The following is a 7,703-nucleotide window of genomic DNA, read 5'->3' on the forward strand; positions in this document are numbered from 1 at the left end:
TCCGCCCACCGCTCACGGGGTGCATGGACGATTCTCCGCGCCGGGAGTGCCCCGATCCCCCGAGCTGTAGCCCAACCCCTCCGGCGTCGGACAGAAGCTCTCCGCCGCGTCGTTGCGGAGGGAGTCCTGCCGCGAGGAATCGAGCTGCCTGGACACCCCGGCCATCGGAGCCCCCGTCCACACCACCTCATCGAGCAGCGTCCCATTCAGCGACAGCCGGAGCGCATGCGTCTCGGCGCTGTTGCTCAGCCCGAAGGAGAAGGTTCCCAGGACCGGGGGCAGCCCCCCGTTGTCCCTGGGCTCGGCGCTGCGCGCGAGCACTCCAAACGTACCGGCCCGCAGCTCCAGACAGTTGCGCGAGGTATCGAGCAAGGCCCGACCATTCGCCTCGTTCGTGAGGCTCACCCCGTTGAGGTCCACGTCGCGCACGGCATACACCTCCACCCACTCGCCGAGCGCATCGGAGACGGCCTTCGGATCGGCCATCATCTCCGTGATGACCAGCTCGCCCGGGCTCGGGCGCGACACGCTCCGAACCAGGCCCGTGCGCTGCGAGAAGCACGTGTCCGAGGGCACACCTCCATCGCCGCTCACCCCCGCGTCGGGTGCACAAGCCGGGTTCGCGGCACCGGGGCTCGAGCGCGAGCCCCCATCGGAAGCGGGCACGGGAGCATCACACCAGCGGCCCGGCTCGTCGTTGTCGAGCGCGTCCGGGACGAGCGTCCCATCATAGATGCGCGACACGCCGGAGCGGCTCGACCCGGTGTAGCGCACCTCGTCCACGACGACGTCTCCACAGCGCAGCCCGACAATCCCACCCGAGTTGCCCAGGGAGCCCAGGGCATCACCGTATGAATGGCTCACATGGGCGGGCGGCGTTCCGGAGCGCACGTCCCCGAGCACCCCATAGGCCCTCGCCTCCAGGGGAACGGACGCCTCGAAGAGGTAGGCCCGCTCCTGCGAGCCATCGGTGCGCGCCGCGTAGAGCAGGAGCCCCCGCAGGTCCACCGCCGAGCGCCCGGGGTTGTGCACCTCCATCCACTCCTGCCCCGTGTCCGTCCCTCCCGGGTCGGGCAGCAGCTCGGTGATGACGACCTCTCCGGACCTCCAACCCTCGCAGGCCGGCGCCACCTCACCGAAGGGAGCGCCACAGGCGCTGCTCACCAGCGCCAGGGCCATGACACGACAGACATCGGGAACGGCTTTCTCCACGGTCGACTCCATTAGAAACGGCCCTCCAGCTCCAGCCGGAAGAGGTGTTGCGGTGACTCGGAAGGCGTGCGCGAGCCCTCCGGGGACTTCAGGTCCAGTGCGAGCTCGTACCGCGCACGTGCGCTCAGCGAAGGGAGGACCTCCCAGGCCACCTCCAGCGATTGGCGCAAGGACTGCGTGAGCCGGGTGTTCTCGGAGAGATCCTCGTCCTGCCAGCTCGCGCGCCCGTGCAGCCGCAGCGAGGGCAGCGGCCGGAAGAGGACGTCCAGCACGGCGCGACCATCCACCTGGAACCCGCTGGGGTGCCGACCGCTCCCCGCCACGGTGTGCTGGTACTGCACCGCGAGCGTCAGGCTCTCGGTGGCCTCGAGTCGCACGCGGCCGGCGACACGGTACTGCTCTCCACCACAGTCGGTGCCCTCGAAGCACAGCCCGGGCCCGTTGCGGCCCACGTCCTTGTTGCGATGCTCCACCCACACCGAGGGCTGGAGTTCCGGCACGCCCGAGTAATCCACCCGGGCGGAGGTCCGCAGTTGGGCGACACCGGACACCTCTCCCCCCGGGGGCTGTGTCCATACATCCACCAGTCCCGTCAGCCGCCACGCGCCGTCGGCCGTCCGGTGGAGGTAGCGCAACCGGGCACCCAGCTCGTTGCTCGCGCGCAGACCCTCGAACTCGTCGGAGGCGGAGACGGCCCGGCTGTAGGGGTTGGCGAAGTCGCGCCCGTAATGGCGGAGCGTCAGCTCCAGCTCCCGCGCCCGGTCGCCGAGCACGGTGCGCTGAAGGGCCCCGAAACCCCGACCCGCTCCACCCGCGAAACTCCGCGCGCCCTCGAAGAAGAGGTTCACCGGCCCGGCGCCCCACGCGGCGTCCACACCCACCGCGCCGAAGCCACCTCCCTGGGGGTAGCGGGCACTCTCCCGGAAGTCGAGCACCGCGCCCTCCACGGCCCACACCGGCCAGGCGCCCCAGGTCGTCATCCCCAGCCTCGTGCGCGGCGAGAGCCCCACGGAGACATGCCCGCCCCCGGCCAGCTCATCGAAGACATCCGGCAGGGTGCGCGACACGAAGCGCGCGGCCCCGGGCACCCGCTGCCCGGTCGGCACGGCGAGCACCTCCGGCGCCTTGTGGGTCTTCGCGTCGAGCAGCTCGTACTGGGAGAGATCCCTCGACTGGTACGAGCCGAAGCCGGTGAGGGCCAGCGCCACGCCCTCCACCTGCCCGCGCACGGTGCCCACCACGCCGCGAAAGCCCTCCATCGCCCCGAAGTCGGGCGTCACGCGTCCCTGGGCCTCCTCGCCCGAGCAGGCTCCCGCGCCGGACAGCACACAGCGCCGCTCGGGGGCGCCGGGCACGAGGAAGCCTTCATCGGGCACGAACCCCTCCGGCGTCGGGCGCCCCGTGGTGTCCAACGTGAGCCGCTGTCCGAAGCCCAGGCGGTACGTGCCCACCAGCAGCGAGGCGTGTTCGCCCTCCCACTCCACATGGAGCTTCGGCAGCCGGGGCGCCACCGTGGGGAGCTCGGCCACCAGCGCACGGCGTCGCGAGTCATGGTGCACGGGACCCAGTCGTCGCCGGGTGAGCGTGGCCACGCCCCCACCCCGAAAGCCCAGGGGCCCGTCCACCTGGGCCTGGAGGAGCACCGGAGGCACCAGGGCATCCGCCGCCGCGTATGCCGTCAGCAGGCGCAGGCGTCCGGACAGCCCCCACGCCTCGCGCTCCTCCTGGACGAGGAAGGGCCTCAACCGGCGAAGCCGCGCCGCGGTGAGCACCCCGGCCTCGACGAAGTCCGCCGGCGCCACCGCGCCCCCCGCACTCGCACGGTACGCGAGGAGCGCATCCACCTGCGCCCAGGTGAGGCCCGGCAGCATGTACAGCGCCTCGCGCGTGGCCGTGCCCAGGTCCACCCCCGTGCGCAGCAGCTCCCACAGGGTCTCGAGTTCCTCTCGCGAGAGCACCCCGTCCTCGTGCAGCGCGCGGAGGTCCGCCTCGTCATCGATGGTGAGTTCGGTTCCGTAGGACTCGGCCCGCGCCTCGGGCACGGCCAGGAGGGTCCACACGGTCAGAAGGGCAGGCAGGCAGGCAGGTCGCACGCGGCCGGCGCTCTGCACGAAGGAGACCAACGAGGACACCTCGGGGACCCCACCTGCGAGGTGTCCCGGGAGGGGACTCCCCATCCAGGCCCCGGACGTCCCCCCCGCCCACCCACACTCCGAGCGTAGTGGGGGGTATCTCTGAGAAGGTTGGCCCGGAGCGCCGGGCCAACTATCGTTCAGCTTCGCCGTCCTTCGGCACCCCCACCCCCATGGGCCACGTGCACATCATCCGAGACTTCGCCTCCCCGCAGGAGGGCTTCACCCGCACCGTGCGCATCTACACGCCGGCCGGGTATGACTCCGCCTCCCCCCACCACCAGTTCCCCGTCCTCTACATGCACGACGGGCAGAACGTCTTCGCGCATCCCGAGTCGCTCGTCTTCGACACCTGGTGCGCCAACCTCGTGATGGAGAGCATGGTGGGCGAGGGCCACGCGGAGCCGTGGATCATCGTGGCCGTCGACTCGGGCCCCGGGCGCATGGAGGAGTACACGCCCTGGGACGAGCCCCTCGGCAACGTGCGTGGCCGGGGCGAGGCCTATGCCCGCTTCATCGTCGAGACGCTCAAGCCCTACGTGGACAGCACCTACCGCACGCGTCAGGGCCCCGAGTGGACGGGCATCATGGGCTCGTCGCTGGGCGGGCTGATGTCGCTCTACCTCGGCTGGAAGTACCCCGAGCTGTTCGGCCGCATCGGGGCGCTGTCGCCCTCGGTGATGTGGAGCGAGTACAAGCTCTTCCAGGAGTGGACGACCCACACCCGCAGCTGGTCGCGCATCTACCTGGACGCCGGCACGGAGGAGTGGATCAACCCGGGCGGCTACCCCATGCCCTACGGCGAGGCCACGCGCGACTTCCACGCGCACCTCAAGGGGCTCGGGTACGCCGACCACGAGCTGTTCCTCGTGCTGGAGCCCGGCGGGCTGCACCACGAGCGGGACTGGCAGCGGCGCCTGCCCCTGGCGATGCGCTGGCTGCTGGGGTGAGCGAGCGCCCCGCCTGAACGGAGCGCCGAGGCGCCTCAGCCCAGGGTCTGGATGAGGCGCACGGCGTCGTGCATGGCGCCGAGGCTGTCGTGGCGGGTGAGGTACATCTCGTTGCCCATGGCGCTGTGGTAGACGCCGGGCATCTCGCGATGCATGAGGAGCGAGGCGCCGAGCTTCGCCACCAGCTCCGAGTGGGTGTAGCGGTAGCTTCGGTTGGCGCGCCGGGCGGTGTGACACACGTGGTGCTTGGGCGTGTAGCGGAAGTCGCGCAGGTCCTCGCCGGTGAGGACGCGGGTCCAGAGCTTGTACACGTCGATGTCGCACGCGTAGTTCATCATGTCCGTCATGAAGGCGCCGGGCGGGCGGAGGTTGGCCTCCAGCGCGACGAAGCTGCCATCGGACAGGCGGAAGAACTCCAGGTGGAACCAGCGCTCGCGCAGGCCGAGCGCGGCCACGGCCTTGCGGCCCATGGCCTCCAGCGCGGGAGGAATCTCGGTGAGGCTCCAGAAGGAGATGTCGCGCTGCTCGAGCACCACCTCCATGACGCCGTCGCTGTACTCGTGGCTGAGGCGGAAGACGATGTGGCCGTCGCGGTCCACCAGGCCGTCATAGGTGACGATGGTGCCGCGCACGAAGGTCTGGGCCACGTAGCCGGAGAGGGACTCCTTGAGGGCCTCGTCGACCTCGGCCTCGGAGGACACCTTGAAGGTGCGAGCGGCGCCGACGCCCACGTCGGGCTTGAGGACGAGCGGGTAGCCGACGCGCCCGGCCAGGGCCTTCACGCCGGCGGCGTCCTTGACGGGGATGCTATCCGGGTGGGGGACGCCGGCCTTCTTGAAGACATCGTGCATGCCGAGCTTGGTGCGCAGGCGGGCGATGTCGTCGGGCTGGAGGCCGGGGACGTGGAAGTCCTGACGCAGACGGGCCTCCACCTCGAGCCAGCTCTCGTTGAGCGAGTCGATGCGATCGATGCGACCGTGGCGCCAGGTGAGGTAGCCGGTGGCGCGCACGAGGGCGTCGTAGTCGTTGAGGTTGGGGGTGAAGAAGTACTCGGCGAGGGACTCGCGCAGCTCGGGGCGCAGGGAGTCGTAGGGGGTGTCGCCGATGCCCAGGACGTTGATACCGCGCTCGCGCAGGGCGGTGATGAAGTGGAAGAACTGGGGAGGGAAGTGGGGCGAGATGAAGACGACGTTCATGGGGTGGCTTGGGCGAGGCCTCCTGCGCGACCGGCACCATAGCGCGACCCGGGTCACCGCCCACTTCTCAACCACCCATCCCCACCGCCCCCCAGCAGGTGAGGGTCCCCGGTCCTTGGGTCACCAACGGTGTAGACTCCCGCCCTCCAGCCCGGCATGGTGGCGAGCGGCGAACAGCAGGGCGAGTGCGCTCGAGACATGCCAGACGGCGTGCCCTTGCAGCCAGTGGTTGTCGGGCTGGCACCACATGCGCGTCACATCGGCGACCGAGCACGCCGTGGCCAGCGCCATGAACCCCACCGCCCACCAGAAGTCCCGGTAGGACTCGCGAGGGCCGGCCCGGCGGGACAGGTACACCTCGGTGCCGACAATCACCAGCACCGCGGCCAGCACCACGAGCTGGTAGGGAATCCGGGCGAACCGCATCACCGGCACGGCCAGGGTACAGGCCACGGTGAGGCCCACATGGACGCGCCCCACCTGCTCGCGCGTCAGCCAGCCCACCCGCTGGAGGTTGAGCGCGAGCAGCAGGAAGGCCAGCACGTACATGCCGATGAAGTCCAGGAGCTGGGTGGCGAAGTTGTTCGTCGCGTGGAAGGCGAAGGAGAAGAGGCCCACGAGGGACGTCGTCCAGGCGAAGCGCCCCAGGGCGCGGATGCCGGTGACGTGCCAGCGCCACGCGCACCACAGCCCCACGGCGAGGTAGGCGAGGTTGGACCAGGCGTTGGCGGGCTCGTTCACCCAGGCGCACAGGGTGGCCTCGCACCACTTGATGTTCGGCGCCCCCCAGGTGGCCCGCATGTCCCACCAGGGGCAACCCGGCTGGAAGTCCATGCGCCGAGTCTACCCTCCGTTGGGGTATACGGAGCGACTCGCTCACCCCCTCGGAGTGAGGTTCAGGGGTGCTGGGAGGGGCCGCCGAGCACGGGAACGAGCCGCTCGCGGACTTCCTTTGCCCCTCTCTTGGTGGGAGAAAAAAACGGTTCCCCAACTCCACTACACGGGACCCGCACCCGAGGTGAACCGACTACCGGGGCGCTCGGGTGGCTCTCACCGGAACGAATCGACCACGAAAACCGACACCGCGCCATGTTCGAGGAGGGCGCTCCCCGGCTTGGACTCGGGCTTCTTCCGCATCTGGCCGCGCCCGAGCCGAGCGACCGCACAGATTGGCACCTTGTCGCCATCTGGAGGGTGCGCCTCATAATACCGGACTACGACCTGAAACCCTCCGGTCCACGCCTGCCCGTAAAGGCGAGTTCCGGGCTCGAGCGTACCAAGCGATTCGGTCAGGTAGCTTTCAAGCGGACCGTCGTAAACGATGACGGGACTTGCATCTATCTGATTTGCGTCAAGGTGCGCGTCAGCGGCATCACCCACACGCATCCGCAGAATGCGCATGACCTCCAACGCCTTTTCGGAGCATTTCTCCGGACCGGGACTGCCATCAGAACGCAGAGACACGCCAGCAGGCGGGCAGGCAGCGATTAAAGGCAGCAAGAAAACAGCGGAGAGCACAAGGGGCTTTTTCACAGGCATGGTTAATGCGTCCCCTTCTCCTCTACAATCCGATGATCCAGGAGAACAACGGCTTGCTGAAGGCCATCATGCCGGAACAACTCGAGAACAAGATGAACCGGCCCATCCTTTGAAGTAAAAGCACTCTTGTCCGCAACGACAGCAATATAGCCTGACTCCCCGGGCTGAATTTCGTCGCGACTGGTGCGTAGAGCAAATTCCTTTTTCTCGCCTGTTCGCACAGGCTCTTCGTAGGATTTTCTGCTGAGCATGGCCGATAGCTGGACTTCCTTCAGCCTCCAAGGCACGTCCAATTGACTATTAGTCACATGAAACAGGACTGCCGCTTTCTGCGTCTTCCTGGCCGAATAGATATAAATATCAACTACGGCGCCCCCAAGATCGACTCGCCACTTGCTCTCGCGACGAAATGGCGTGTTTTTCACTTCGCCGCTGGCCAATAGTGATGCGTAGGCGTGACCAGTAGAGGCTTGCTCTTTTCGGAGTCGTTCGTTCTCCTCTTCAAGCGTGCGCTCCCTAACGTAGGCATCTGCCAGTCGCCTGCGAGCTGCCTCCGGGGTCTCAACGTCCAGGAACACGCTCACCTGATGATCAAACCGCCCTTCACGTGCCGTCACGGTGAAGGGCAGTTCTTTCCCGTCCGCGAGCGTCACCAGCAAGAGGAAGCGATCCTC

General features: G+C 68.4%; 7 protein-coding genes. 1 reads left to right on the top strand and 6 read right to left on the bottom strand.

Features of this window, described 5'->3' with window-relative positions; all coding sequences use genetic code 11:
- Positions 1-12: 12 nt before the first annotated feature.
- Together VF794_RS06170 and VF794_RS06175 are read right to left on the bottom strand one after the other, a co-directional pair.
- The gene (locus VF794_RS06170) at positions 13-1,212 is read right to left on the bottom strand and encodes a hypothetical protein (RefSeq protein ID WP_331108253.1); all 1,200 of its coding nucleotides are present in this window, start codon (positions 1,210-1,212) and stop codon (positions 13-15) included.
- 11 nt (positions 1,213-1,223) lie between these two features.
- On the bottom strand, positions 1,224-3,344 hold the full coding sequence (locus VF794_RS06175) for a hypothetical protein (RefSeq protein WP_331108254.1): 2,121 nt from the start codon (positions 3,342-3,344) through the stop codon (positions 1,224-1,226).
- Between the two features lie 173 nt (positions 3,345-3,517).
- Between VF794_RS06175 and VF794_RS06180 the strand changes: the two genes are divergently transcribed.
- Entirely contained in the window at positions 3,518-4,294 is a 777-nt protein-coding gene (locus VF794_RS06180) for an alpha/beta hydrolase (protein ID WP_331108255.1), read from the top strand.
- A gap of 35 nt (positions 4,295-4,329) precedes the next feature.
- Here the strand turns inward: VF794_RS06180 and VF794_RS06185 are convergent, their stop codons facing one another.
- From VF794_RS06185 to VF794_RS06200, 4 genes are all read right to left on the bottom strand, one after another.
- Positions 4,330-5,490, bottom strand: coding sequence for a carboxylate--amine ligase (locus VF794_RS06185; RefSeq protein WP_331108256.1), 1,161 nt, complete (start codon positions 5,488-5,490; stop codon positions 4,330-4,332).
- 120 nt (positions 5,491-5,610) lie between these two features.
- Positions 5,611-6,324, bottom strand: a complete 714-nt coding sequence (locus VF794_RS06190; RefSeq protein ID WP_331108257.1) for a ceramidase domain-containing protein — start codon at positions 6,322-6,324, stop codon at positions 5,611-5,613.
- A gap of 216 nt (positions 6,325-6,540) precedes the next feature.
- Positions 6,541-6,891, bottom strand: coding sequence for a hypothetical protein (locus VF794_RS06195; RefSeq protein ID WP_155893219.1), 351 nt, complete (start codon positions 6,889-6,891; stop codon positions 6,541-6,543).
- Between the two features lie 140 nt (positions 6,892-7,031).
- A partial coding sequence (locus VF794_RS06200) for a DUF2381 family protein (RefSeq protein ID WP_331108258.1) occupies positions 7,032-7,703 on the bottom strand: 672 nt, incomplete at its 5' end.

The organism is Archangium sp. (assembly GCF_036389735.1).
In the GTDB taxonomy this organism is placed as follows: Bacteria; Myxococcota; Myxococcia; order Myxococcales; family Myxococcaceae; genus Archangium.

What these genes read in the sequence shown, in the direction of transcription:
- VF794_RS06180 (WP_331108255.1), top strand. Translation starts at nt 3,518, where the DNA reads ATGGGCCACGTGCACATCATCCGAGACTTCGCCTCCCCGCAGGAGGGC.
- VF794_RS06195 (WP_155893219.1), bottom strand. Translation starts at nt 6,891, where the DNA reads ATGCGCATTCTGCGGATGCGTGTGGGTGATGCCGCTGACGCGCACCTT.
- VF794_RS06190 (WP_331108257.1), bottom strand. Translation starts at nt 6,324, where the DNA reads ATGGACTTCCAGCCGGGTTGCCCCTGGTGGGACATGCGGGCCACCTGG.
- VF794_RS06185 (WP_331108256.1), bottom strand. Translation starts at nt 5,490, where the DNA reads ATGAACGTCGTCTTCATCTCGCCCCACTTCCCTCCCCAGTTCTTCCAC.